We start from the raw sequence: 26,288 nt of genomic DNA, 5'->3' as shown, positions 1-26,288 counted from the left end.
AACATCGCGAGGTTCGACCAGTCGGTGCGCAACGACTACACCACCGTGGGCCAGACCGTGAGCTACGAGATCCCGCTCGCGGCGCATGCCGGACGGAGCTTCGATTACCTGGCGCTGATCAACGACGACGACGCCGCGCAAAGCTCGATCGTGCGCTTCTCGAACGTCGAGCTGGTGCAGGGCAGCGCGCCGCCGCCACCCCCGCCGACCGGGCCGGTGCTCTCGATCACCGACGCGCCGACGGTGGCCGAAACCGGCGACACCGGGACCACCGATCTCGACTTCGGGCTGAGCCTGAGCGACACCGGCTTCACCGGCACCCTGACGGTGACCTACGACACCAGCACGGCGGCGAACCAGAGCCAGGACGTCAGCTTCGTCAACGGGGTCGGCACGCTGACCATGTCGGTCGCCAATGACGACATCGACGACGGCGACGAAATGGTGACGGTCACCCTGACCGGGGCCAGCGGCGCCGCCGCGCCGGTGACGCTCGGCACCGCGAGCGCCAGCGGCACGGTCACCGAGGACGACGTCGCGGCGCCGCCTGCAAGCGTCGTTCTCTCGATCGCCGACGCGCCGACGGTGACCGAGGCCGGCGACACCGGGACCACCGATCTCGCCTTCGGGCTGAGCCTGAACGACACCGGCTTCACCGGCAGTCTGCAAGTGGCCTACGACACCGGCACGGCGACGAGCCAGAGCGTCAGCTTCGTCAATGGGATCGGCTCGCTGGCCGTGTCGGTGGCCAATGACGATGTGGACAACGGCACCGAGATGGTGACGGTCACCCTGACCGGGGCCACCGGCGCCGGCCCGACCGTGACGCTCGGCACCGCGACCGCCAGCGGCATGGTCATCGAGGACGACGTCACCACCGGCGGCGGGACCGTGTCGACGGTCGTCACGCCGATCGGCGCCTCCTCCGACGACTGGGAGCAGTTCGGCGGCGGCGGCAGCGGCGACCTCGAGTTCGGCCTGAACGGCAGCCGGGCACAGGCCGTGGGGATGCGCTTCGAGGGGATCGACATCCCGCAGACGGCGACCATCACCGACGCCTACCTGCAGTTCACCTCGCTCGAGACCTCCTCGGGGGCCGCGAACCTCACCATCGGCATCCAGGGCAGCGAGACCGCCGCCACCTTCTCCTCCGGCGCGCCACCGCAGTCGCGCGTCGCCGTCGACGAGTTCGCCTGGTCGAATGTCGAGCAGTGGACCGCCGGGGGCACCTACCGGACGCCCGACATCAGCGGGCTGATCGAAACGGTGATCGGCGCCGACGGGGCCACGAACGCCGCCCTGGCCTTCATCGTCGCGGGCAGCGGCAGCCGGGTGGCGAGCAGCTTCGACAGCGGCGCCGGGCCCGAGCTGGTCCTCGTGCTCGACGACGGAAGCACGCTCACGATGTGAGCCAATGCCTGCGCCCCCGGCCGAAATATCGGTCGGGGGCGAATGCCATTCCATGTTCCTCGGCACTGCGAAGCATTGGGAATGGCCCTTGAGTGATCGGCGGTTTGCCCCGTATTACCCATAGGCTTCTAATCCGATTACTGCTCATGTCGCACGGCCGTGATGATTTGAGGGCTTTAGCAGGCGATCAGTCGAAAACCTCATGAATTTCAAAACCATGGCAAGGTAGGGCACGGCACCGACGAACAGGGCGACTTCCTACCCCGCCGCCTGATCTATTCCATAGGTTTTCAGAGCCGATACGGCGAGAGTTCAGGCACGAACGAGCCAATCGATCGGATCCCGGCCTTTGGCTTCAGTGAGCAGTCACTTATCCACCAGCCTGTCCCTCCGCTGCCAGATCCCACCTCTCGAAGACAGTCATGGGCGCTTTGACGCAGCGGGTGTGGAACTCTCTGTCGAGAGAACAGTGCAGCCAAACGCAGGTGCAACCCAATACCTTCCCGGAAAAAGACCTCACGAAAGCGGTGGGCGTCGATGATCTCCCGCCACCGTGTGTCCAATTGCCCCTGCCCGACCTTCGCAGGCCAGCGGAGTACGGACGACAGCCCATTCCAAGCCCCGATCCGAAGTCTCAGAACCAAGTCCAATTTGCCAAGCAGCAATGGACATGGTCGAGCAACGAGCCACAGCCCTCCGCCGCCGCTGAGAAATGCACCATTGTCAGCGGTTGGCCCGTGCCAGAAATCCGACCGCGACCAATCCGACGGCTGTGATCATCAAAGCCGCCGGGGCCGCCTCGGCAATGTTTTCGAGGCTGGCCTTGGCGTGGACCCTCGTCGCCAGAGTGTCATAGCCGAACGGCCGCAGCAGCAGCGTCGCCGGCAGTTCCTTCATGCAGTCGACGAAGACCAGCAGCAGCGCCGAGCCGACGCTGGCGCGGATCAGGGGGACATGGATGCGCCGCAAGGTGCCCCCGGCGCTCTGGCCGAGCGAACGCGCGGCCATCGGCAGGCTGGGCGACACCCGGCCCAAGGCCGCGTCGGCGGTGCCTTGCGCGATGGCGAAGAAGCGCACGCAATAGGCCAGGACCAGCGCCGCCGCGGTGCCGGTGAAGATCAACCCGGGATCGCGGCCGGTGAGATCGAGGACCGCGTCGGCCAGGGCGTTGTCGAAGAACGCGAGCGGAATCAGGATGCCGATCCCAAGCACCGCGCCGGGAGCCGCATAGCCGATCGCCGTCACCGGCAGCAGCAGCACCGGCAGGCGGCGCCCCGAGAGCCGGGTGCCGTAGACCATGAAGAGCCCCGCCAGAACGGTCAGGAACGCCGCGGTACCGCCCGTGGCCAGCGTGTGGAACAGCGCCCGGCTAAGCCCCGGCGCCGCCCATTCGCGCGCGTCGAGCGCGTGGCTCGCCAGCACCGCCACCGGCAGCACGAACCCGGCGAGGAAGGGCAGCAGGCAAGCGATGAACGCCAAGATGCCCTGCCCGCCACTCAGTCGCATCGGTGTCACGGGGCGCGGCTGGCGGGCCGAGCCGAAGAAACGCAGCCGCCTGCGGCTCAGCTTCTCCAGGGTCACCAGAAAGACGATCATCGCCAGCACCAGCGTCGCGATCTGCGCAGCACCACCGAGATTGCCCGCCTGCAGCCAAACGGTGAAGATGCCGGTGGTCAGCGTCTGCACCGCAAAATAATCGACCACGCCGAAATCATTGACCGTTTCCATCATCACCACCGCGACGCCCGCCGCGATGGCCGGCCGGATCAGCGGCAGCCCGACCCGGAAGAACCGGCCCCATGGCCCCACGCCCAGCGCGCGGGCCACCTCGAAACCGGCGCCGGACTGTTCGCGCAGCGCCGCGCGGGCGAGCAGATAGACGTAGGGATATAGAGCCGCCGAAAGCACGAGGATCGCCGCCCCGCGCGAGCGGATCTGCGGAAAGGCATAGTCGCGCGCGTCCTGCCAGCCCATCAGGCCACGCAGGCCGGTCTGTACCGGACCCGCATATTCGAGGAAATCCACCAGCGCATAGGCGCCGACATAAGCCGGCACCGCGAGCGGCAGCAGCAGCGCCCATTGCAGCCAGGAATGACCCGGAAAGCGGTACATCACCACCAGCCATGCCGCTCCTGCTCCCACGGCCGCCGTAATCGCGCCGACCGACAGCATCAGCAGCACCGTGTTGCCCAGATAGCGCGGCAGCGTCGTCGAAAGCAGATGCGGCCAGATGTTGTCTTCGGGATGGAAGGCAAGCCAGACCACCGAAATCACCGGCAAAAGCACCAGCGCCGCGATCGACACCGCCCCGACCGACCACGGATCGAAGCTGCGCCACGCGCCGCCGGGAGCGATTGTCTGACTGGTTTTATCGGACATGGATGCGGCGGTAGCTCATAGCGGTTTCGCTGTCCAGACAACTCATTATATTGGCCGGACCAAGGGCGGAGGGTCTGGCGTCGCAACGCCCGGACCGGCCCAGGGATGATGACCGCCCCGGCGGAAGAAAACAGCCCTGCAACAGGCGGGAGAGGGACCACGCGCGCATGGAGATCGCCTTTCACATCGGCGCCAACTGCACTGATGACGACCGGCTGCTGAAGTCGGTGACCAAGAACCAGCCGGCGCTGGCGGAACGGGGCATCCGCGTGCCGGGACCCGCGCGCTACCGGCGCCTGCTGCGCGAGACGATCCAGCACCTGCGCGGCGCGGCGCCGGAGCCCGGCACGCGCGACGTGCTGGTCGATGCGATCATCGATCACGGCGAAACCACAGAGCGGCTGGTGCTGGGCAATCCGGCCTTCATCTGCACCCCGGCCCGCATCTGCGACGCAGGCTGCTTCCACGAGCTCGCGGGCTTCAAGGCACGCGCACTCGCGGCGCTGTTTCCCGACGACCGGATCGAGCTGTTCCTCGGCATCCGCAACCCGGCGAGCTTTCTCCCCGCCTGCTGGGAGCAGACGCGCGGCCGAGCATTCGACGAATTCATGGCCGATCTCGATCCGCGCACGATTCTCTGGTCGGACGTGCTGGCGCGGCTGCGCGAGGCGGCGCCCCACGCGCGGCTCACGGTCTGGTGCGACGAGGATTCGGCCCTGCTATGGCCCGAATTGGTCCGGGCTCTGGCCGGGATGGCACCCGACAGCCCGATCGAGGGCGCGCATGACCTGGTGGACGAGATCATGCGCCCCGAGGGGGCGGCGCGGCTGCGCGCCTATCTCGACAAGCACCCGCCAGGTAATGCCGCGCAGCACCGGCGTATCGTCTCGGCCTTTCTCGACAAATACGCCCGCGACGATGCGGTCGAGACGGTGATCGACCTGCCGGGCTGGGATGCCGCGCTCGTGGCGGAGCTGACGTCGATCTACGAAGCCGATCTGGAGCGCATCGCGGCCATGGAGGGGGTGCGCTTCATCTCACCTTGAGATGCGATGGCGCCCCCGTCGGGCTCAGCTCATGCCGAGCGCGGCCTTGTACATGTCGAGCACCGCCTCTTCCTCGGCGATGTCGTCGGCGTCACGCTTCCTGAGCGCGATCACCTTGCGCATGACCTTGGTATCGTAGCCGCGGCCCTTGGCCTCGGCCATGACTTCCTTGATCTGCTCGGCGATGTCCTTTTTCTCGGCCTCGAGATGCTCGACGCGCTCGATGAACTGGCGCAGTTCCTCGCCTGCCGCGTTGCTCTGCACGTCGATCACGGATGCGTCGCTCATGTGGGTCTCCTGATGGGCCGATGGTCGGGCCTTCTCCCTAGCGCCGGGCCGGGGCGGCATCAAGCGCCCGGTCCAGCCTGCCGCGACGGCGCGCGGGCTTGTGCCGTATCTCCGCTGGCGCTAGTCCGATCTGCGAAAAATAGGGAGTGCTGGCATGGACATCGTCATCTGGATCGGGGCGGCGATCACGCTGGCAGGTTTCGCCGCCATCCTGTGGAGCCTGCTCGCGGTGATGCGACTGCGGCGTCAGGGCCTCGACGACGCGCAGATGCGGGCGCGGCTGGCGCGGGTGGTGCCGCTCAACATCGGGGCGCTGATGCTGTCGATGCTGGGGCTGATGATGGTCGTGGTCGGCATCATCCTGTCCTGATCTCGGCCACCCGGCCGCGTCGCAGCGCCACGTCGAGATCGCCATCCGTATCGACCGAGGCGCGCAGCAACGGCGGCACCTCGAACACCGGGTTCGCCCCGGCCCAACCCTCCATCATGGCCACGAGCTCGGCCATGCCGAAGCTCCGCGCCGCGTGGAACGGCCCGCCCGACAGCCGCGACCAGCCGAGGCCATGTACCGCCAGCGCATCGAGATCGGCGCTGCGCGCCACGCGTCCGGCGGCCAGGAGCCGCGCGCCCTGCGCCACAGCTGCGGCGAGCCGCATCTCGCCCTCCAGCCCCTCGCCGCCACGGCCCAGCGCAGCCAGCAGACTGCGCCCCTGAGCGGTCGGCGCAGGGGTTCCGCCGTCCCGTTCGAGCAGCGACGGCGAAATCCGCCTCTCGGCAAAGTAGACATGGCGCAGCGCCGCGAATTGCGGGTCCGCCAGCGCATCCAGATGCGCCGTCCGCTCGAAACGCAGGGCCGACGCCGCCGGCAGCAGCAGCGCCGCCTCGATGCAATCGACGACGCGCGAGGCGCTGCGCAGCGGCGCGCCGTCGGTGGCGTGGCGGCGGCCCTGCACCGCATCGAGCCAGGCCATGCCATCAGCCATGAGATCGCGGCGCCCGGCGACCGGCCGGGGCCGGATTCCCGCCGCGGCGAGCTGCGCCGCCAAGGCGCGGGCCGAGGCATCGATATCCTCCTCCACCACCCCGTCGATCAGACCCGCCTGCCGCGCCATCTGCGCCGTGATCGGCCGGCCCCGCAGCAACATGTCGAGCGCCGTCTCGGCGCCGCACAGGGCGGCGAGCCTCTGTCCGCCCCCCGCCCCGGGCGGCAGGCCCAGCACGATGTCCGGCAGACCGATCCGGGCCGAGGGCACGGCTAGGCGGTAATGCGCGGCGAGGGCCAGCTCGGCCCCGCCGCCGATGGCGCTGCCCGGCAGCGCCGCCACCACCGGGATCGGCAAGCGCTCGATCCGCGCGCAGATCTCGTGCAAGGCGGGCGTCCCGGCAGCGGCTTCGGTATCGATCTCGCGGAGATCGAGACCGACCGAGAACACTCCGTTGGCGCTGCCGAGCACCATGCCGCGCGGTGCGTCGGCGGTGTCGAGAGTGCCCTCGATCCCGTCGAGCGCCGCCGCGAGACCGCGCAGCGTATCGGCGCCGAGCGCGTTGCCCGGCGGGAGATCGAGCGTCACCGCCGCGATCTGGTCGGTGATCCGTGTCGTGACCGGCCCGCCACCCATCGCCGCCATCCCTCTCTGCCCAGTTGTGGCCATGATCGGCGGCAGACCGCCCATGCGCAAGGCCCCGCGCGGTCGCCGTCTCAAGGGGATGGCCAAGGCGCAACGCCGCTGGACGCGCGCGTGACGGCGCGGTAATCATCCGCCATGGATATACGCCGCATCAGCCCCGACTACGCCGTCAGCCCGCAGATCGAGCCGGAGGACATTCCCGCCATCGCCGAGGCCGGCTTTGCCACGGTGCTTTGCAACCGTCCGGATGAAGAGGTGCCCGCCGAGTTGCAGGCCGAGACGCTGCGCATCGCCGCCGAGGCGGCCGGCCTGCGCTTTGCCACGAACCCGGTGACTCACCAGGGGCTGAATCGCGAGATCATCGACCGGCAGATGCAGGTGCTCGATAGCTCCGACGGCCCGGTCCTGGCCTATTGCGCCTCCGGCACCCGCTCCTCGATCGTCTGGTCCTTGGGCCAGGTCGGACGGCAGGAAACCGACGAGATCATCGCCGCCACGGCCAAGGCCGGATATGACCTCGAGCGGCTGCGCCCGCAGCTCGAAGCCCTGCGCGAGGACGAGGGCGAAGACGACGCCGCACCCGAAGAGTGAGCTCTTCCGGTCATCCCGGCAGCCGCGGCGGGATCTCCGGCAGATCTTCCTGAGGCTCCGGCGGGGCGAGGCGCACCGCCCGCAACCCTGCCCGCTGCCCCAGCCTCACCTTGGCGATTTCGCGCCCCCGGGCGTCTTCGAGCCGCACCGCGGACAGGTCCACGCCCGGCAGCATCACGAGATCGCCCGGAGCGAAACCCTCCGCTTCCCGCGCGGAGACACGCCATCGGTGTAGCACCGCTTCAAGCTCGGCCGGGGCCTGCAAGACGCTGTCTCTCAGGGCCCTCCGCCACCGCTCGGCCCCGGTATCATCGGCGGCCTTGGCAGGTTCCGACAGCGCCATCAGGAGACGTCCGACGCGACCGCTTCCCGGACCGATCTCCATCTCGAAACTCAGTCGCTCGTAGCGCGCCTCCGGCAGGATCAGCCCCGCCGCCCGGGCATCCGGCAACCGCTGGCCGGGTCGTAGGTCGCGCATCGGCGGCAAACTCGGCATGTCGAGCGCTGCCAGACGACCCAATAGCCCTTGCAGCAATGGCGCCATCATCGCTGCCTCCGTGCCGGTGACGGGACCGGGCGTGACCGTGCTGGGGCGGGGCGCCCCGAGGGTCTGGCTCTCGACCACGGCACAGCGCAGTTGCGGCTCGATCACGGCCAATCCGGTAATCGCCCCCGGTGGCCCCAATCCGATCAGCAATTCCGTCGCATCGAGCCCGGCCACGAGTTGCGCGCGCTCCTCGGACCCGCGCGCGACGCCAAGCGCGACGAGCGGCAGGCCGATGCTGTCCTGCGCCGCGCGCGCCAGCGCCAGTCCCAGTGCACCCTCGGAAGCAGAAGACGACGCGGTGCCGGTTTCGCCGCCCACCAACCTGCGCAACACGCTCTCCAACATCATGCGGTCATCCCGTTTTGCGGCAGCAGCGAAACGAACCGCCACCAGGCGCAGATCTACACCGCGACCGGTTGATCGATCGCTAATGCCGCGGCGTTTCGGGGCAGCTCGACCCGAAATGTCGTGCCCTCGGACCCCGGTAAATGCCGCACCGCGCCGCCCAGGCGCGTCATGATCTCGCGACAGATCGCCAAGCCAAGCCCGGCGCCACCGGCGCGGCCAGGGTCGCTCAACCGCGAAAACTTTTCGAAGATCACCCGCCCCTGCTCGGCCGGAATGCCGGAGCCGTTGTCGATGAAATCGACGGCGCCCGGTTCGGGCCGCCAGACGATACGCAGTTCGGGCTCTGCCGCATCGCAATATTTGCGAGCATTGGCGATCAGGTTGATGAAGACCTGAGCCAGCCGGTCCGGGTCGGTCTCGATCTCCACGGCCTCGGTGGCACGATCGCGAAGAAGCCGCAGCCCGCCGGGATCGGGCAAGGCGGCGGCCAATGCCCGATCCAGCACCTCTGACAGCACCACCCGGCGCATATCGAGCCGCCCCTGCCCCGCCTCCAGTACCGCGAGATCGAGCAGATCGTCGAGCAGCCGCGTGAGCCGCCCCGCCTCGTCGCCGATGATCGCCGCGAACCGCGCCTGCTCGTCGGGGGCAAGCCCGCCCTCCCGCAGGATCTCGGCAAAGGCGCGGATCGAGGTCATCGGCGTCCGCAACTCGTGGCTGACCTGGCTCAGGAAGCCGTCCTTCTGCACCGAGAGCGCGGTGAGGTTGGCATTGGCCTCGCGCAGCGCCATGGCGGTGCGTTCCAGCTCGGCCGACTTCTGTTCGAGGCGACCGGAATATTCCATGATCTGTGCGGTTTCGTCGGCCACGGCGATCAGCTCCTCGACCGTCACGCTCGCGCCTTCGGTCATCTGGCCGATCATCGCATGGGCCGTCGCCGCGCCGACCGAGCCGGCAAGCTCGCGCTCGAGCGCACGGATGAATTCGGGCGTTACGTCCGGCAGGGCACCGTCACGCCCCTGCGCCGCAGCGGCGCGCGCGAAGATCGCCTGCGCCTCGGCGGATCCGAGAATGCGCTGCGCCATGACCAGCAGGGTTTCGGCATCCGCGGCGCCGCGAGCCCATCCGCCGGGCCCGCCGGAATGGTCGAACACGCCGACGAACTGCGCGCCCTGCAGCCGCTCCACCGGGCCCGGAAAGCTCGCCAGCGATACCGCCACGAAGGCCATGCTGTTGAGCACCAGCGACCACAAAGCCGCGTGCAGAACCGGGTCGAGCCCTTCGGACCCGAACAGCGCCTGCGGCCGCAGCCAGGCCAGCCCGAATGGCCCCTGCGTCATCACGGCGGCCGGGATCGCCGTGCCGTCGCCGACGCTGGGCAGGAACATGCTCCAGAGCCAGACCGCGAAGCCGATCACGAGCCCCGCCGCCGCCCCGTTGCGGGTGGCGCCGCGCCAGAACAGCCCGCCGAGCATCGCCGGAAGCACCTGCACCACGCCGACGAAGGCCACCAGACCGATCGACGCCAGGGCGGCACCGCCGCCCGAGAGCCGGAAATAGAGATAGCCCAGCCCCAGCACGCCGAGGATCGACAGCCTGCGCGAGATCAGCACCATGCCGCGCACATCGCCGGACATCACCGCGCCTTGGGCCCGCGCATGCAGCCAGAGCGGCACGACGATGTGGTTAGATACCATGGTCGCCAGGGCGATGGTCGCCACCATCACCATGGAGGCGGCCGAGGAAAAGCCGCCGAGAAAGGCCCAGGCCGCCAGCCCGTCGCGCCCCTCGGCCAAGGGCAGCGTCAACACGAACATGTCCGGATTTGAACCGTCGGGCAGACGCTCGAGCCCCATCACGGCGATCGGCACCACGAAAAGGCTCATCAACAGCAGATAGAGCGGAAAAGCCCAGCTCGCCGTACCCAGATGCGATTCATCGGCGTTCTCGACGACCAGCACCTGAAACATGCGCGGCAGGCAGAGCAGCGCGGCCGCCGAAAGCAAGGTGAAGCCGACCCATCGCCCGCCCGACTGCTCCCAGGCGGCGATGGGCGAGGCATCGATCCGCGCCAGCATCGCCGAAGGGCCGCCGCCCAAATCCCAGACCACGAAGATACCCACCGCGAGCAAGGCGCCGATCTTGACGACCGCCTCGACCGCGATCGCCATGACGATGCCGTGGTGGCGTTCGTTTGCATCGAGATTGCGGGTGCCGAAGAGGATGGTGAACAAGGCCAGCCCGATGGCCGACCAAAGGGCCACCGAACCGCCATCGCCTGCCGTGTCGCCGGGTCCGGCGAAGACATCGAGCGACTGGGCGATGGATTGCAGCTGCAGCGCGATATAGGGGGTGACACCGACCACCGCGAGCAAGGTGACGATGACGCCCAGCAGCGTCGACTTGCCGAAGCGCGAGGAGATCAGGTCGGCGATCGAGGTGATCCGCTGCGCCCGGCCGACCCGCACCAGCTTGCGCAGGAGCCACCACCAACCGAGCATCACGAGGCTCGGGCCGAGATAGATGGTCAGGTATTCGAGGCCGGAGCGCGCGGCGTAGCCGACCGCACCGTAGAAGGTCCAGGCAGTGCAGTAGATCGACAGCGACAGCGTGTAGATCCAGGGGCTTCGCAGCCAGCCATCTCGGCCCTGCGCGGCACGGCGCTCGGCGGCAAAGGCGACGCCGAACAGGAAGGCCACGTAGAGCAGCGCGATCCCGACCAGCCCGTTGAAGCCGAGCATCTCAGCTCTCCTCGGCGCGGGCGGCGCGGCGCAGCGCGCGCGCCAGCAGCACCGCGATCAGAACGCTCAGCGCCCATGTCGCGAAGAGATAGACGAGCACCCGCGAGGCCGGCGTATCGCCGCGTGGCCACAGGAGCGGCAGGGCCCAGAGAAAGCCCGCCGCGAGCGGCGCCAGCAACGCCGCGTCGCGCAGCCTTCGACGGCGATAGGAGGCGCGAGCGAGAAAGATCGGCCGCCGCCCGGGGCGCGTGTCCTCACCCCCCGGCAAGGGCACGGACCCGGTCGAGAACCTCGGCGTTCGAGAAGGGCTTGGTCATAAAATGCGTGGCGCCGAGGCTGAGCGCCAGTTCGCGGTCGCGGGCCTGACCGCGCGCGGTGAGCATCATCACCGGAATGCCGCGCGTTTCCTCTGCATCGCGCAGCTCCTGCAGGATGTCATAGCCCGAACGTCCGGGCAGCATCGCGTCGAGGATCACGAGATCGGGAGGATGGGCGCGAACCCGCTCCGCGGCGCTGGCGCCGTCGGAATGGGTGTGCACGGTCCAGCCGTCGCGCGACAGGATGAAGCTCACGGCCTCGATGATGTTCGGTTCGTCCTCGATCAGCAGGACACGTCTGGCCATGAACGACCCCTCCCCCGGGCCACGCCTCTCCCCCGGGGCGCGGCCGCGAGGATACTATCGTCACCCGGCGTGGCGGTGTCAAAGCATGCGCGACGGTGTCGGCAGAAGCGACGGCTCGCGGCGCGCCGGACAGTTGTCACGCGGGCACAGGCTGCAGCCGGGACCGACGGCACGGCGCGTGGTCTCCGCAGGAGCCGTGTCCGAGGGCAGCATCAGCATCACCGCCACCATACGCGGCGGCGTCATCCAATCCGGGCCAACCTCGATCGTGGAGACCGCATAGCACAGGGCGGCCGAGGCCGTTTCCCCGGGCATCATCGCCAAGGCGCGCAAGGGCCGACCCGGCTGGGACAGCGACTCGTATATCGGCCAGAGCGGGCAGGCCACGGCGCCGCGCTGCAAGGTCAGCCCGTCGAGCGCACGGCGCGGCCCCAGCGCGCCGCCAGCGTCGCTGATGACGAGTCCGGCCCGTGCCGGCCCGGCCCCCGGCGGCAGCGCGGCGAGGCGGCGCAACAATCGCGGCAAGGCGCAGCCCAGCCGCGACGCGAGCGCCAGCGGCTCCGGCGTCTCGCGCCAGCCCCGCGCCACGATCTCGACCGGCAGCGCAGCCGCATCGGCGCGGTAGGTTCTCAGCCAGACGGTGAGGATATCCTGCGCCGCCTCGTCTAGTCCGGGCACACCCTTCGCCACCTCTTCCGGGCTCATCGCGGGGTCGGGGCCTTCGAGCGCCGGGAGGTGATGCCCGAGCCGGTCGAGCGCCGCTTCGACCTGGTCGAGCGGCGAGAGCGCCGCGACGCCTGCCCCGTCACCCTCGCCCGGCGCTTCCAGATAGCCGGCTAATCTGCGACTGCTTTCAGCGAGCCGCAGGCTCTCGGCATGGATGTTGCGGTGGAACCGCGCCTGCCAGTCGCGGTCGAGGGCCTCGTTCCCCGCGAGGATCGAGGCGGTCGAGCGGATCGCCGTGGCGGCGGTGATGACCTGATGCAGCGAGGCCGAAAGCTCCGGATCATGCGCCAGCCGATCGCTCAGGCCCGCGACCTGCGCCTTGAGCGTTTCGATCATCTCGGCTTGCGTCTCGACCAGGGCCGCCCAGTCCGGAAAGCGGCTCGCAAAAGCCTCGGCATCCGACGTCGGACGCCCGCGCGCCAGGGCCGCCGCGCCGAGCCGCTCGACACGCGCGCCCCCCGCGCCTTCGGCGATCTGCGCCGGTTCGAGATCGAGCGCCCGGGCCAAGGCATTGAGAAGCCGCCCGCCGATCCGCCGCCGGTCATGCTCGATCAGGTTGAGATATGAAGGCGAGATCCCGACCTGCCGCGCGAGTTCGGCCTGCGCCAGCCCGGCATCGAGCCGCCGGGCCCGGATCCGCCCGCCTGCCAGAGTGCGGCGCGAGGATGGTTCAGCCATAACAAGAGCCTAGCCCGATCAAGGACTTGCTGCGTTCGCGAGAAAAGGAATTTACAGCCTTTTGCACTTTCATGTCGATCAATTTACAGAAAAACCCCCTATCTCCAAGGATTTGTTGCCTCGTTTTCAGTTTCGCCCCGATACTCGGGCTGCACTGATAGGTGTGGCGACGCGCGGGGGCGGAGGAGGTCCCGGCCGCGTCGACCGGAACTTCAGGGAGGAGACTACATGAGACGACAGAACTTCTCGCGGCGCGGGCTGCTGAAGACCGGCGCGGTGGGTGGCGCCGGCCTGGCCTTGCCGACGATCTTCACCTCGAGCGCATCGGCCTTCACCAACGAACCGACCGGGTCGAGCGTCACGCTCGGCTTCAACGTCCCGCTGACCGGCGCCTATGCCGACGAGGGCGCCGACGAGTTGCGCGCCCTCGAACTCGCGGTCGAGCACCTCAATGGCGGCGGCGATGGCGGCATGCTGCAGACCTTCTCGAGCCAGGCGCTCGACGGCACCGGCATCCTCGGCAAGAAGGTCGAATACGTTACCGGCGACGACCAGACCAAGTCCGACGTCGCCCGCGCCACGGCGCAGTCGATGATCCAGAAGGACGGCGCGGTGATGATTACCGGTGGCTCGTCCTCGGGCACGGCGATCGCGGTACAGGGCCTGTGCCAGGAAGCCGGCGTCATCTTCATGGCCGGCCTCACCCATTCGAACGATACCACCGGCAAGGACCGCAAGGCCAACGGCTTCCGGCACTTCTTCAACGCCTACATGTCGGCGCAGGCGCTGGCCCCGGTGCTGCAGGGTCTCTACGGCACCGACCGCAAGGCCTACCACCTGACCGCCGACTACACCTGGGGCTGGACCCAGGAGGAATCGATCGCCGCGGCGACAGAGGCAATGGGCTGGCAGACCGCCGAGAAGGTGCGCACGCCGCTCGGTGCCGGCGATTTCTCCTCCTACATCGCGCCAGTGCTGAACTCGGGCGCGGACGTGCTGGTGCTCAATCACTACGGCGGCGACATGGTGAACTCGCTGACTCAGGCCGTGCAGTTCGGCCTGCGCGACCGTCAGGCAAACGGCAAGGATTTCCAGATCGTGGTGCCGCTCTACTCAGAACTGATGGCACGCGGCGCCGGCCAGGCGATCAAGGGCATCCCCGGCTCGCAGAACTGGGACTGGAAACTGGAGGATGCCGGCACACAGGCCTTCGTGAAGAGCTTCGGCGAGAAATACGGCTTCCCGCCGAGCCAGGCCGCCCATACCTGCTACGTGCAGACGCTGCTCTATGCCGATGCCGTGGCGCGGGCCGGCGACTTCAACCCTTGCGCGGTGGTCGAGGCGCTGGAGGGCTACGAGTTCGACGGGCTTGGCAACGGCCCGACGCTGTACCGCGCCGACGATCACCAATGCTTCAAGGACGTGGTCGTGGTGAAGGGCGCCGAGACCCCGCAGGACGAGTTCCACCTCGTGGAGATCGTCGAGGTCACGCCGACCGAACAGGTCACCTACCCGCACGACCACCCGATGTTCGCGGGCGGTGCGCTGGGCGAGTGCAACCCGGGGGCCTGAGGCCTCCCTTCGACACCACCGGCCGCGCGGCGCGCGGCCGGTCCCTCCCGACGCGTGCCCCTGACCGGTGCGCGACTGGGGGCGGCTTGACCATCCTCACATATGGACGGGGACCATGGACGCCATACTCATCCAGATCCTGAACGGGCTCGACAAGGGCTCGGCCTACGCGCTGATCGCGCTCGGTCTGACGCTGATCTTCGGCACGCTCGGCGTGGTGAACTTCGCGCATGGCGCGCTGTTCATGATCGGCGCCTTTTGCGCCGTGACGCTGCAGAAGATCCTGACGATCAGCGTCACCACCATCGACCCCGAACGCACCGACTTCCTCGGCAATCCGCTGAAAGTGCAGACCCCTTATGTGGAAAACTGGTTCGGCCCCGAGATCGGCGCCGCCATCGTCGACTGGGCGGTGCCCCTGGCGATCCTGCTGGCCATCCCGGTGATGATCCTTGTCGGCTTCGCGATGGAGCGCGGCCTGATCAAGCATTTCTACAAGCGCCCGCATGCCGACCAGATCCTCGTCACCTTCGGCCTCGCCATCGTGCTGCAGGAAATCATCAAGTATTTCTATGGCGCCAACCCGATCCCGACGCCCGCGCCCAGCACCTTTCGCGGCAGCCTGGACATCGGCGTCTGGCTCGGCTTCGACCCGTTCACGATCATCTATCCCTACTGGCGACTGGTCTATTTCTTCTTTGCCGGCACCATCATCGCCGCCGTCTTCGCCTTCCTGCAATTCACCACATTCGGCATGGTGGTGCGCGCCGGCATGGCCGACCGCGAGACGGTCGGGCTCTTGGGCATCGACATCGACCGCCGCTTCACGCTGATGTTCGGCCTCGCGGCTGCGGTCGCGGGTCTCGCGGGGGTGATGTACACGCCGATCCTCAGCCCGAATTACCACATGGGCATGGATTTCCTGGTGCTGAGCTTCGTGGTCGTCGTGGTCGGCGGCATGGGATCGTTGCCCGGCGCGGTGCTGGCCGGGTTCCTGCTCGGCATCCTGCAGAGCTTCGCCTCGATGAACGAGGTCAAGTCGCTGCTGCCCGGCATCGACCAGATCATCATCTACCTCGTCGCCATCGTCATTCTGCTGACCCGCCCCCGCGGCCTGATGGGCCGCCGTGGCGTGATGGAGGACTAAGCCATGCTCGGATTGGAGCGCAAAGATACCTACCTGATGCTGGCGGTGGCCTTCATCACCCTGTTCGCGCCGATCATCCTGAATCCGTTTCCCGCCGGATCGGCGCTGGCGCAGTTCAACGCGGGCTATCCCGACCTGATGCAGCGCTTCGTGATCTTCGGGATCTTCGCGATCGGCTTCAACATCCTGTTCGGCCTCACCGGCTACCTCTCCTTCGGCCACGCGGCCTTCCTCGGGATCGGCTCCTATTCGGCGGTATGGATGTTCAAGCTGCTGAGCATGAATGTGATCCCGGCGATCCTCCTGTCGATCGTCATGGCCGGCCTGTTCGCACTGGTGATCGGCTTCGTCAGCTTGCGCCGCTCGGGTATCTACTTCTCGATCCTGACGCTGGCCTTCGCGCAGATGAGCTATAACCTCGCCTACTCGGTGCTGACGCCGGTGACCAATGGCGAGACGGGGCTGCAGATCAGCCTGAACGATCCGCGCATCCTCGACGGCCCCTCGAACGGTGGCCTGCCCGTCACCTCCCTGTTCGGCGCCGAGATGCGCGACAGCACGACGCTCTTCGTCGGGCCCTGGAGCTGGGATTTCTCCGTCGGCTACTATGTCTGCGCGGCGCTGATGCTTCTGGCTTTCTACCTCTCGGTCCGAATTTTCCGCTCGCCCTTCGGGATGATGCTGCGCGCGGTGAAATCGAACCAGCAGCGGATGAACTACACCGGCCTCAACACCCGCCCCTACACGCTGGCGGCCTTCGTGATCTCGGGCATGTATGCCGGTCTCGCCGGTGGGCTCCTGGCGGCGATGGACCCGCTCGCCGGTGCCGATCGGATGCAGTGGACGGCGAGCGGAGAGGTGGTGCTGATGACCATCCTGGGCGGCGCCGGCACGCTGATCGGGCCGGTGCTCGGCGCGGGCTTCATCAAGTATTTCGAGAACATCTTCTCGAAGATCAACGACGGCATCCTGCACCAGTGGTTCGCCTTCATGCCCGACGGGCTGGAGAACGTCATGGTGACACTCATCCATCCCTTCATCGGCAAGGGCTGGCACCTGACGCTGGGCATCATGTTCATGCTGGTCGTGATCTTCCTGCCGGGCGGCTTGGTCGAGGGGGCGCAGCGGACGGGGCGGCTGTTCCGCCGCCGCGACCGCAACGCCGGCCACGTGGAATCCGACGCCGCGCGTCAGCGCGCCGCCGCGGAATAAGGAGGCCGATATGGGCATTCTCGAAGTAAAGGGCGTCAACAAGCGCTTCGGCGGGCTGCAGGCGCTGGGAGACGTCAACCTCTCGGTCAAGGAGAACTCGGTCCACGCGATCATCGGCCCGAACGGGGCCGGCAAGTCGACGCTGCTCAACTGCCTCGTCGGCAAGCTGATCCCGGACTCGGGCAGCGTGATGTTCGACGGCAAGTCGGTGCTCGGCCGCAAGCCGCACGAGATCAACCAGATGGGCATTTCCAGGGTCTTCCAGACGCCCGAGATCTTCGGCGATCTCAGCGTTCTGGAGAACGTGATGATCCCCTGCTTCGCGCGGCGCGACGGCGCGTTTCGGCTGCACGCCTACGAGACGGTGCGCAAGGAGGCGGACATCCGCGAACAGGCCGAGGCGATGCTCGAGGACGTCGACATGCTCGACAAGCGGCACATGACCGCCTCGAGCCTGTCGCGCGGGGACAAGCGACGGCTGGAAATGGCGATGTGCCTTGTGCAGGCGCCCAAGCTCCTGCTGCTCGACGAGCCGACCGCGGGGATGGCGCGGGCCGACACCAACAACACCATCGACCTATTGAAGGAGATCAAGGCCAAGCGCGACATCACCATGTGCATCATCGAGCACGACATGCACGTGGTGTTCTCACTCGCCGAGCGGATCACCGTGCTCGCACAGGGCACGCCGCTGGTCGAGGAAACGCCAGAGAACATCAAGGGCCACCCCAAGGTGCGCGAAGCCTATCTGGGCGAAGCGCAGGTCTGAGGCGCAATTTCCTTCGAAGGAAATTGCAAAACTCTTCGAAGAGTTTTGCGGGAGAACGACATGAACGAGACAGCGACTTTCGACCGCGATCGCAGCAGCGCCGCGACCCACCCCAAATTCCTCTCGATCTGGGACATCCAAGCCTATTACGGCGAGAGCTACATCGTCCAGGGCGTGAGCTTCGACATCCACGAGGGCGAGATCCTGGCGCTTCTGGGCCGCAATGGCGCCGGCAAGACCTCGACGCTCAGGACCATCGCCCGGCTCGACAACCCGGCGCTCAGGCATGGCGAGATCTGGCTCGACCACAAGCCGCTGCACAAGATGAGGTCGCACGAGGCGGCGGCCAATGGCATCGCCCTGGTCCCCGAGGACCGGCGCATCATCCCCGGTCTCACGGTCGAGGAGAACCTGCAGCTCGCACAGATCGCGCCGCCCGTCGGCTGGTCGCTGGAACGGATCTACGGCCTGTTCCCGCGGCTCAAGGAGCGCCGCCGGCAGGAAGGCGTCACCCTCTCGGGCGGCGAGCAGCAGATGCTGGCCATCGCCCGCGCGTTGGCACGCGACATCAAGGTGCTGCTGCTCGACGAGCCCTATGAAGGGCTCGCACCGGTGATCGTGCAGGAGATCGCCAAGACGCTGAACATCATCCGCGATCAGGGGATCACCACCATCATCGTCGAGCAGAACGCCGTGGCCGCGCTCAAGCTCGCGGATCGGGCCGTGATCCTTGACACCGGCTCCGTGGTCTATGACGGATCGGCACAGGAGGTGCTCGAGGACGAGGCGCTCAGGCAGCGCTATCTCGCGATCTGAGCACGAGGGAGAGAATGAAGGATCCGCTCATGACACCGCAGCTTCACGAGCCGAGCGATGAGACCCGCGCCCGCGCCCATCTCGACCGCGCCGGCTATGATCGCATGTACGCGCAATCAATGCAGGACCCCGAAGGGTTCTGGGCCGAACAGGGCAAGCGGCTGGACTGGATCAAGCCGTTTTCCAAGGTGAAGAACACCAATTTCGAGCTGGGCCGGGTTTCGATCGAGTGGTTCGAAGATGGCGCGCTCAACGTCGCGGCGAATTGCATCGACCGGCACCTCGCGACCCGCGGCGCCCAGACCGCGATCATCTGGGAACCCGACGACCCGCAGGCCGAAGCGCAGCACATCACCTATCAGCAGTTGCATACCCATGTCGGCAAATTCGCCAATGTGCTGAAGAAGATGGGCGTCGGAAAAGGCGACCGCGTCGTCATCTACATGCCGATGATCCCGCAGGCGGCCTACGCGATGCTGGCCTGCGCCCGGATCGGCGCGATCCACTCCGTGGTCTTCGCGGGCTTCTCGCCGGACGCGCTCTCGGCGCGGGTGACGGGCTGCGACGCCAAGGTTGTAATCACCGCCGACGAGGCCCCGCGCGGGGGCCGCAACACCCCGCTCAAGACCAATGCCGACAAGGCTTTCGAGAAGTGCCCCGAAGGCACGCAGATGCTGGTGGTCAAGCGCACCGGCGGCGCGGTCGAGATGGTCGAGGGCCGCGACCACTGGCTGCACGAGATGGAGGACGGCGTCTCCGAGGACTGCCCGGCGGAGGAGATGGGCGCGGAGGATCCGCTCTTCATCCTATACACCTCCGGCTCCACCGGACAGCCCAAGGGCGTGGTGCACACGACCGGCGGCTATCTCGCCTATGCCGCGATGACGCATCATTACGTCTTCGATTACCATGACGGCGACGTGTTCTGGTGCACCGCCGATGTCGGCTGGGTCACCGGGCACAGCTACATCGTTTACGGGCCGCTCGCCAATGGCGCGACCACACTGATGTTCGAAGGCGTGCCGACCTATCCCGACGCTTCGCGCTTCTGGGAGGTCTGCGAGAAGCACAAGGTGAACCAGTTCTACACCGCCCCCACCGCGATCCGGGCCCTGATGGGCAAGGGCGAGCATTGGGCCGAGGGCCGCGATCTGTCCTCGCTCAAGGTGCTGGGCACGGTGGGCGAGCCGATCAATCCGGAGGCCTGGGAGTGGTACGACCGGGTCATCGGCAAGGGTAAGGTGCCGATCGTCGACACTTGGTGGCAGACCGAGACCGGCGGCCACATGATCACCTCTCTGCCCGGCGCCATCGCGACCAAGCCGGGCTCCGCCACCCTGCCCTTCTTCGGGGTCAAACCGGTGGTGCTCGACCCGCAATCGGGCGCCGTGATCGAGGAGACCGAGGCCGAGGGTGTGCTCGCCATTGCCGACAGCTGGCCCGGGCAGATGCGCACCATCTGGGGCGATCACGACCGGTTCGAGCAGACCTATTTCTCGCAATATCCGGGCTACTACTTCTCCGGTGACGGCTGCCGCCGCGACGCCGACGGCTATTACTGGATCACCGGTCGCGTCGACGACGTGATCAACGTCTCCGGCCACCGCATGGGCACCGCCGAGGTCGAGAGCGCACTGGTCGCGCACAAGGCGGTCTCCGAGGCCGCCGTCGTCGGCTATCCGCACGAGGTGAAGGGTCAGGGCATCTATGCCTATGTGACGCTGATGGAGGGAGTCGAGGCGAGCGACGCGCTGCGCAAGGAACTCGAGGATTGGGTCCGTCAGGAGATCGGCCCGATCGCCAAGCCCGATTGCATCCAGTGGGCGCCCGGCCTCCCCAAGACCCGCTCGGGCAAGATCATGCGCCGCATCCTGCGCAAGATCGCCGAGAACGATTACGGCAGCCTTGGCGACACCTCGACGCTGGCCGAACCGCAAGTCGTCGAGGATCTGATCCAGAACCGCATGAACCGCGGCTGAGCCTGTATCACGCGCTGCTGGCCGGTTTTGCGCTGGCCCGCAGCGAAACCCGGGGGCTTCATCCTTTTTCCATAATCTGCCGGGATCATCGCCTCGTGGGGCTTCTGATTCGGGAGCATGAGATGGATCTTGTCAGACAGATGCCGCCGATGTCCTGGCTGGCGACCGGGGATATCGCGCAGTCACGACTCGAGCCGGCCTCCGCGGCGCGACCGCGACCTGACCTGCCGCCCGTGACCGCCTCCGAGCGCACGGATTTCGTTGCCCCGCGCCCGCCGGATCAGAGTCGCTTCGGTCTCGTGCGAGCGGGGCTCATGTCGCCGTCCACCTCGATCAAGGAATATTCGCCCGAGCGGGCGCTCAAACCATGGGGCGTCGCCATGCTGCCCGACAGCGCCCGCCAGGAGGAACTCCGCGAAGCGAGGGCTGCCCTCGAAGCGAAGGCGGATTCCCGAATTTCAGAACCGGCGCCCGCCCCGCTACCCGAGACGGCCCTCGTGCCGATAGCCATCGATCTGGCCCCGGCGCCTCTGATACCGCTTCGCGGCGACGATCCCATCGAACCGATCCCCACGGACCCCGGCACCGGCGACGCCTGACGCGGCACCGCATTGCGCCCCTCGGTCGGGGGCTGCTTTCCTCGCCCTTCGAACCGGCGTATAAGCCCCCGGAACTGCAGCCCGGACGGGCGTGATACGAGGGGCCCAGAGCTATGAGCGACAAGACCAGCCACGACAGCGATGTCAGCTTCATCCGCGCGCTGGCGGAACTGCTGAACCAGAACGATCTGACCGAGCTTCAGGTGAAGCGCGATTACGGCGAGAATGACAGCCTGAACGTCCGGGTCAGCCGCGCCCGCGAAGTCGTGCAACAGGTCGCCATACCCGCGCAGCAGAGCCAACCCGCCCCGATGGCCGCCGCGGCGGCCCCGAGCCCGGCCGCGGCTCCCGCCGCCGCCGTCTCCGACGACCCCGCGAGCCATCCGGGCGCCGTTACTTCGCCCATGGTCGGCACCGCCTATCTGCAGGCCGAGCCCGGCTCGCCGCCCTTCGTTTCGCCGGGCGCGCAGGTGAAGGAGGGCGACACCGTCCTCATCATCGAGGCGATGAAGACCATGAACCAGATCCCCGCTCCCCGCTCCGGCACCGTCAAGCGCATCCTCGTCGAGGATGGCAGCCCGGTCGAGTTCGGCGCGCCGCTGATGATCATCGAGTGAGCCCCATGTTCGACAAGATCCTCATCGCCAACCGCGGCGAAATCGCGCTGCGCGTCGTGCGCGCCGCGCGCGAGATGGGCATCAAGTCCGTCGCCGTGCACTCCACCGCCGATTCGGATGCCATGCATGTGCGCATGGCCGATGAGGCGATCTGCATCGGCCCGCCCCCCTCGGGCCAGTCCTACCTCTCCTTCCCGGCCATCCTCTCGGCCTGCGAGATCACCGGCGCCCAGGCGATCCATCCGGGCTACGGCTTCCTCTCCGAGAACGCCGCCTTCGTGCAGGCGGTCGAGGATCACGGCCTGACCTTCATCGGTCCGACCGCCGAGCATATCCGGGTCATGGGCGACAAGATCACCGCCAAGGACACGATGAAGGCGCTGGGCGTGCCTTGCGTGCCGGGCTCGGATGGCGGCGTGCCGACCGTCGAGGCGGCCAAGAAGATCGGCGCCGAGATCGGCTACCCGGTGATCATCAAGGCCACCGCCGGCGGCGGCGGGCGCGGCATGAAGGTCGCGAAGTCCGAGGCCGAGATCGAGCGCGCCTTCCAGACCGCGCGCTCCGAGGCCAAGGCCGCCTTCGGCAATGACGAGGTCTATATCGAGAAGTACCTCACCACGCCGCGCCACATCGAGATCCAGGTCTTCGGCGACGGCAAGGGCGGCGCGGTGCATCTGGGCGAGCGCGACTGCTCGCTGCAGCGGCGTCACCAGAAGGTGCTCGAGGAGGCCCCCGGCCCCTGCATCACGCAGGAACTGCGCGATCGGATCGGCAAGGTCTGCGCCGACGCGGTGTCGAAGATCAACTATGCCGGCGCCGGCACGATCGAGTTCCTGTTCGAGAATGACGAGTTCTACTTCATCGAGATGAACACCCGCCTGCAGGTGGAGCATCCGGTGACCGAGGCGATCTTCGGCGTCGATCTCGTGCGCGAGCAGATCCGCGTTGCCGCCGGGCTGCCGATGTCCTTCGCGCAGGAGGATCTGCAGATCCGCGGTCACGCGATCGAGGTCCGGATCAACGCCGAGAAGCTGCCGAACTTCGCGCCCTGCCCGGGCCGGATCACGCAGTATCACGCCCCCGGCGGCCTTGGCGTCCGGATGGACAGCGCACTCTATGACGGCTACCGAATCCCGCCCTATTACGACAGCCTGATCGCCAAGCTGATCGTGCATGGCCAGGACCGGGCCGAGGCGCTGGCCCGTCTCAACCGGGCGCTGGGCGAGCTGATTGTCGATGGCGTCGACACCACCGTGCCGCTGCACCACGCGCTCTTGGGCGAACCCGACATCCTCAAGGGGGATTACAACATCCACTGGCTCGAGCGCTGGCTCGACCAGACCCTGCAAGGATAAGGCGGGGGCCGCGCATGGTCTCGCGGCCCGAGCCTCGGCTGACGCCGGAACTGCTGCTGCACGGCTATGCACAGGGCGTGTTTCCCATGGCCGAAAGCCGGGACGACCCGGAGATATTCTGGGTCGACCCGCAGCGGCGCGGCGTCCTGCCGCTCGACCGCTTTCGGCTCTCGCGCAGTCTTGCCCGGCGGATGCGTCGGGGTGGCTTCGAGATCGCCGTGAACGGTGATTTCCAGGCTGTGCTGGAAGGCTGCGCCGACCGGCCGGAGACCTGGATCAACGACGAGATCTTCGATCTCTACACCGCGCTGCACCGCATGGGCTTTGCCCATTCGGTCGAGATACGCCATGACGGAGCGCTGACCGGCGGCATCTACGGCGTCACGCTGGGCAGCGCCTTTTTCGGCGAAAGCATGTTCTCGCGCCGCACCGATGCGTCGAAACTGGCTATGGCATGGCTGGTGGACCGGTTGCGCCTCGGCGGTTTCACCCTGTTCGATGCACAGTTCCTGACCCCGCATCTCGCCAGCCTCGGCTTCGTCGAGATCCCGCGCGCCCGCTACAAGGCGGCGCTGGCCGAAGCGCTGGCGCTACCGGGCGATTTCATCGCTCCCGGCCCGCCCGCGCCGGCTCAGGAGGTTCTGCAGCGCAGCGCCCAGACGTCGTAGCGCGGGTGATCCATCGCGTTGAGCGCGGGTGCAGAGGCAATGATCCAGCCCTGGAACACCGGCTCCTCGATCTTCTGGTAACGCACGACGAGATGCTCGTAGGCGTCGCCCGCCGGGTTGTCGGCGGGATACCGGCACTCGTCCAGTTCGATCGAGAGATGCCCCACCGTGCCGGTCTCGCCCGCCGCGAGATCGAGATCTGTGACGATACCGGTGATCTTGTCGAGCACGCGCAGCACGCCACCGGGGGCCACGGCGGCCTCCTGCGCGACCACCGGCGTGGCGACGAGCGCCAGCGCAAGGCTCGCGGCGCGGATCACTCGGGCTGCCACGCGTCGTAATCCTTCATGTCGGTCGGTGCCGCGCGGCGGATCGAACCCTTCGGCGCATAGGCCATCTCTGTACCGGTATGGTTCGGCTCGTGCGGCTTTTCCCAAGGGCGGTGCACCAGCGGCCGCTCGGTCGGCGGCTGATCCCAGATCCGGTGCAGCCAGCCATGCCATTCGGGATCGATACGGCTCGCTTCGACTTCGCCGTTGAAGATAACCCAGCGCTTCGAATCGTCGGCGGTGCGATAGAAGATGTTGCCCTGCCGGTCCTCGCCCACCTTCTGGCCATTGCGCCAGGTGAAGAGCTGGGTGCCGAAGGTCTGCCCGTTCCACCAAGTGAAGAAGCGCTTGAGGGTGCTGCCAAAGCTCATGACCGGTCTCCTGTCCTGCGCCCCGTCATGCCGCAAACGGCGACCGAGGTCCAGTGGTGAGCGCGGCTCAGAGGGCCCGCGCGGTGGCCTCGATCTCGATCCGCATCTGGGGCTCCATCAGCCCGCATTCGATCATAGTCGCGGCCGGTGGCGCATCGCCCCAGGCGGCGCGCAGCAGCGGCCAGCAGGCGGGGAAATCGCTCCGGTCGAGCAGCATGTAGGTGACGCGCGCCACATGCCCCATGTCGGAGCCCGCAGCCTTCAGCGCCGTTTCGAGATTGGCAAGCGCCTGTCGGCACTGCGCCTCGACACCGTCGGGCAGCGTCATCGTGGCGTAGTCGTAGCCGGTGGTGCCGGAAACGAAGACCCACCCATCGCAAAGGACGGACCGGCTGTAGCCGATCCGTCCCTCGAACTCCGAACCGGAGGTAAAGCGCTGCACGGCCTCAGCCGGCCGAGGCGGCCTCTTTCTTGGCGCCGTCGGCATGGATCATCAGCGGCTTGCCATCGCTCACCGCCTCTTCGTTGACCACGACCTCGGTGACGCTCGACAGGCTCGGCAGTTCGAACATCGTGTCGAGCAGGATGCCTTCCATGATCGAGCGCAAGCCACGCGCGCCGGTCTTGCGCTCGATCGCCTTGCGGGCGATCGCGGTGAGCGCATCCTCGGTGAAGGTCAGCTTGGTGTCCTCGATGTCGAACAGCCGCTGGTACTGCTTGACCAGCGCGTTCTTCGGCTGGGTCAGGATCGTGACGAGGGCCTCCTCGTCGAGATCGGTCAGCGTCGCGATCACCGGCAGACGACCGACGAATTCGGGGATCAGGCCGAACTTCAGCAGGTCCTCGGGCTCGAGATCGCCGAAGATCTCGCCGATGCCGCGGTCGTCCTGCCCGCGCACGTCGGCGCCGAAGCCCATGGCCGAGCCCTTGCCGCGCTGCGCGATGATCTTGTCCAGACCGGCGAAGGCGCCGCCGCAGATGAACAGGATGTTGGTGGTGTCGACCTGCAGGAACTCCTGCTGCGGATGCTTGCGCCCGCCCTGCGGCGGCACGGAAGCGACGGTGCCTTCCATGATCTTCAGCAGCGCCTGCTGCACGCCTTCGCCCGACACATCGCGGGTGATCGACGGGTTGTCGGACTTGCGGGTGATCTTGTCGACCTCGTCGATATAGACGATGCCGCGCTGCGCCCGCTCGACGTTGTACTCGGAGGCCTGAAGCAGCTTGAGGATGATGTTCTCGACATCCTCGCCGACATAGCCGGCCTCGGTCAGCGTCGTGGCGTCCGCCATGGTGAAGGGCACGTCGAGGATGCGGGCCAGCGTCTGCGCCAGCAGCGTCTTGCCGCAACCGGTCGGGCCGATCAGCATGATGTTGGATTTCGAAAGCTCGATGTCCGAGGACTTGGCCGCGTGGTTGAGCCGCTTGTAGTGGTTGTGAACCGCGACCGAGAGCACGCGCTTGGCATGCATCTGACCGATCACGTAATCATCGAGCACGTCGCAGATCTCGCGCGGGGTCGGCACCCCTTCGGAGGATTTCAGGCCGGAACCCTTGGTCTCCTCGCGGATGATGTCCATGCACAGCTCGACGCATTCGTCGCAGATGAACACGGTCGGTCCCGCGATGAGCTTGCGCACCTCGTGCTGGCTCTTGCCGCAGAAGCTGCAGTAGAGCGTGTTCTTGCTGTCGCCGCCGGACGTGCTTGCCATATCGAACCCCCGGGCCATCGGCCCTGCTTTATCTCTCTCGGACTGCCCTTGATCAGACGATAAGGCAGCCATTTCGCGGCCACAACGCCAAAATCCCGGCGCGGTATCGGCGATCACCCCGGTTTGACGGGGGTGAT

At 67.4% G+C, this 26,288-nt stretch carries 26 protein-coding genes; 14 read left to right on the top strand and 12 right to left on the bottom strand.

The features are described from left to right. Window positions 1–1,410, top strand: a 1,410-nt coding sequence (locus tag O4G76_RS14365) for a hypothetical protein (RefSeq protein WP_269397958.1), incomplete at its 5' end; no start/stop codon positions are given. A gap of 723 nt (window positions 1,411–2,133) precedes the next feature. On the opposite strand, the gene O4G76_RS14360 is transcribed toward O4G76_RS14365, so the two are convergent. After that, window positions 2,134–3,789 carry an iron ABC transporter permease gene (locus O4G76_RS14360; RefSeq protein ID WP_269397957.1) on the bottom strand — a complete coding sequence of 552 codons (1,656 nt, stop codon included), beginning with the start codon at window positions 3,787–3,789 and terminating at the stop codon, window positions 2,134–2,136. Between the two features lie 167 nt (window positions 3,790–3,956). Here O4G76_RS14360 and O4G76_RS14355 point away from each other — a divergent pair, with 167 nt between their 5' ends. Further along, a complete protein-coding gene (locus O4G76_RS14355; protein WP_269397956.1) occupies window positions 3,957–4,835 on the top strand; it encodes a hypothetical protein in 879 nt (292 codons plus the stop codon). Window positions 4,836–4,859: 24 nt separating this feature from the next. Here O4G76_RS14355 and O4G76_RS14350 read toward each other — a convergent pair whose 3' ends face one another. Next, on the bottom strand, window positions 4,860–5,123 hold the full coding sequence (locus O4G76_RS14350) for a DUF2312 domain-containing protein (RefSeq protein ID WP_085894874.1): 264 nt from the start codon (window positions 5,121–5,123) through the stop codon (window positions 4,860–4,862). 154 nt (window positions 5,124–5,277) lie between these two features. On the opposite strand from O4G76_RS14350, the gene O4G76_RS14345 reads away from it, so the two are divergent. After that, window positions 5,278–5,493, top strand: coding sequence for a hypothetical protein (locus O4G76_RS14345; RefSeq protein WP_085894873.1), 216 nt, complete (start codon window positions 5,278–5,280; stop codon window positions 5,491–5,493). Here the strand turns inward: O4G76_RS14345 and O4G76_RS14340 are convergent. Next, window positions 5,480–6,742: an enoyl-CoA hydratase/isomerase family protein gene (locus O4G76_RS14340; protein WP_269397955.1), complete on the bottom strand. Its 1,263-nt coding sequence runs from the start codon at window positions 6,740–6,742 to the stop codon at window positions 5,480–5,482. The genes O4G76_RS14345 and O4G76_RS14340 overlap by 14 nt on opposite strands. A 144-nt stretch (window positions 6,743–6,886) precedes the next feature. Between O4G76_RS14340 and O4G76_RS14335 the strand changes: the two genes are divergently transcribed. Then, a complete protein-coding gene (locus tag O4G76_RS14335) occupies window positions 6,887–7,342 on the top strand; it encodes a TIGR01244 family sulfur transferase (protein ID WP_269397954.1) in 456 nt (151 codons plus the stop codon). 10 nt (window positions 7,343–7,352) lie between these two features. Here the strand turns inward: O4G76_RS14335 and O4G76_RS14330 are convergent, their stop codons facing one another. The 5 genes from O4G76_RS14330 to O4G76_RS14310 all read right to left on the bottom strand — a co-directional run bounded on the left by O4G76_RS14330 (window position 7,353) and on the right by O4G76_RS14310 (window position 13,005). Beyond that, window positions 7,353–8,237: a hypothetical protein gene (locus O4G76_RS14330; protein WP_269397953.1), complete on the bottom strand. Its 885-nt coding sequence runs from the start codon at window positions 8,235–8,237 to the stop codon at window positions 7,353–7,355. A gap of 53 nt (window positions 8,238–8,290) precedes the next feature. After that, window positions 8,291–10,978: a sensor histidine kinase gene (locus tag O4G76_RS14325; protein ID WP_269397952.1), complete on the bottom strand. Its 2,688-nt coding sequence runs from the start codon at window positions 10,976–10,978 to the stop codon at window positions 8,291–8,293. A 1-nt stretch (window position 10,979) separates the two neighbouring features. Continuing rightward, the gene (locus O4G76_RS14320; RefSeq protein ID WP_269397951.1) at window positions 10,980–11,252 is read right to left on the bottom strand and encodes a hypothetical protein; all 273 of its coding nucleotides are present in this window, start codon (window positions 11,250–11,252) and stop codon (window positions 10,980–10,982) included. Next, window positions 11,233–11,601: a response regulator transcription factor gene (locus tag O4G76_RS14315; RefSeq protein WP_085894867.1), complete on the bottom strand. Its 369-nt coding sequence runs from the start codon at window positions 11,599–11,601 to the stop codon at window positions 11,233–11,235. The genes O4G76_RS14320 and O4G76_RS14315 overlap by 20 nt, the downstream gene beginning before the upstream one ends. 78 nt (window positions 11,602–11,679) lie before the next feature. Then, a complete protein-coding gene (locus tag O4G76_RS14310; protein WP_269397950.1) occupies window positions 11,680–13,005 on the bottom strand; it encodes an XRE family transcriptional regulator in 1,326 nt (441 codons plus the stop codon). A 228-nt stretch (window positions 13,006–13,233) separates the two neighbouring features. Between O4G76_RS14310 and O4G76_RS14305 the strand changes: the two genes are divergently transcribed. From O4G76_RS14305 to aat, 10 genes are all read left to right on the top strand, one after another. Then, the gene (locus O4G76_RS14305) at window positions 13,234–14,577 is read left to right on the top strand and encodes a substrate-binding protein (protein WP_269397949.1); all 1,344 of its coding nucleotides are present in this window, start codon (window positions 13,234–13,236) and stop codon (window positions 14,575–14,577) included. 115 nt (window positions 14,578–14,692) lie between these two features. Next, window positions 14,693–15,724: a branched-chain amino acid ABC transporter permease gene (locus tag O4G76_RS14300; protein ID WP_269397948.1), complete on the top strand. Its 1,032-nt coding sequence runs from the start codon at window positions 14,693–14,695 to the stop codon at window positions 15,722–15,724. Between the two features lie 3 nt (window positions 15,725–15,727). Beyond that, entirely contained in the window at window positions 15,728–16,936 is a 1,209-nt protein-coding gene (locus O4G76_RS14295; protein ID WP_085894863.1) for a branched-chain amino acid ABC transporter permease, read from the top strand. Between the two features lie 10 nt (window positions 16,937–16,946). Next, window positions 16,947–17,705 carry an ABC transporter ATP-binding protein gene (locus O4G76_RS14290; RefSeq protein ID WP_269397947.1) on the top strand — a complete coding sequence of 253 codons (759 nt, stop codon included), beginning with the start codon at window positions 16,947–16,949 and terminating at the stop codon, window positions 17,703–17,705. A 60-nt stretch (window positions 17,706–17,765) separates the two neighbouring features. After that, on the top strand, window positions 17,766–18,521 hold the full coding sequence (locus tag O4G76_RS14285; RefSeq protein ID WP_269397946.1) for an ABC transporter ATP-binding protein: 756 nt from the start codon (window positions 17,766–17,768) through the stop codon (window positions 18,519–18,521). A gap of 29 nt (window positions 18,522–18,550) precedes the next feature. Further along, window positions 18,551–20,500 carry an acetate--CoA ligase gene (gene acs / locus O4G76_RS14280; protein WP_269397945.1) on the top strand — a complete coding sequence of 650 codons (1,950 nt, stop codon included), beginning with the start codon at window positions 18,551–18,553 and terminating at the stop codon, window positions 20,498–20,500. Between the two features lie 140 nt (window positions 20,501–20,640). After that, complete coding sequence (locus O4G76_RS14275; protein ID WP_269397944.1) at window positions 20,641–21,099, top strand: hypothetical protein; 459 nt, start codon at window positions 20,641–20,643, stop codon at window positions 21,097–21,099. Between the two features lie 113 nt (window positions 21,100–21,212). Then, on the top strand, window positions 21,213–21,716 hold the full coding sequence (gene accB / locus O4G76_RS14270; RefSeq protein WP_269397943.1) for an acetyl-CoA carboxylase biotin carboxyl carrier protein: 504 nt from the start codon (window positions 21,213–21,215) through the stop codon (window positions 21,714–21,716). A gap of 5 nt (window positions 21,717–21,721) precedes the next feature. Further along, on the top strand, window positions 21,722–23,071 hold the full coding sequence (accC, locus tag O4G76_RS14265) for an acetyl-CoA carboxylase biotin carboxylase subunit (protein ID WP_269397942.1): 1,350 nt from the start codon (window positions 21,722–21,724) through the stop codon (window positions 23,069–23,071). Window positions 23,072–23,085: 14 nt separating this feature from the next. Further along, window positions 23,086–23,739: a leucyl/phenylalanyl-tRNA--protein transferase gene (gene aat / locus O4G76_RS14260; protein ID WP_269397941.1), complete on the top strand. Its 654-nt coding sequence runs from the start codon at window positions 23,086–23,088 to the stop codon at window positions 23,737–23,739. Here aat and O4G76_RS14255 read toward each other — a convergent pair. The 4 genes from O4G76_RS14255 to clpX form a co-directional block, all read right to left on the bottom strand. Then, window positions 23,703–24,071, bottom strand: a complete 369-nt coding sequence (locus tag O4G76_RS14255; protein ID WP_373568041.1) for a DUF2155 domain-containing protein — start codon at window positions 24,069–24,071, stop codon at window positions 23,703–23,705. The genes aat and O4G76_RS14255 overlap by 37 nt on opposite strands. Next, window positions 24,056–24,439 (bottom strand): NADH:ubiquinone oxidoreductase subunit NDUFA12, encoded by a 384-nt coding sequence (locus tag O4G76_RS14250; protein ID WP_085894856.1) that lies wholly within the window; start codon window positions 24,437–24,439, stop codon window positions 24,056–24,058. Before O4G76_RS14250 ends, O4G76_RS14255 begins: the two co-directional genes overlap by 16 nt. Before the next feature lie 67 nt (window positions 24,440–24,506). Beyond that, the gene (locus O4G76_RS14245) at window positions 24,507–24,881 is read right to left on the bottom strand and encodes a RidA family protein (protein WP_269397940.1); all 375 of its coding nucleotides are present in this window, start codon (window positions 24,879–24,881) and stop codon (window positions 24,507–24,509) included. Between the two features lie 4 nt (window positions 24,882–24,885). After that, window positions 24,886–26,151: an ATP-dependent Clp protease ATP-binding subunit ClpX gene (gene clpX / locus O4G76_RS14240; protein ID WP_269397939.1), complete on the bottom strand. Its 1,266-nt coding sequence runs from the start codon at window positions 26,149–26,151 to the stop codon at window positions 24,886–24,888. Window positions 26,152–26,288 lie beyond the last annotated feature (137 nt).

The sequence above is a fragment of the Limimaricola sp. G21655-S1 genome, from assembly GCF_027213785.1.
Classification (GTDB): Bacteria; Pseudomonadota; Alphaproteobacteria; order Rhodobacterales; family Rhodobacteraceae; genus Limimaricola.
This window is presented reverse-complemented; position numbering and strand designations above follow the sequence as displayed.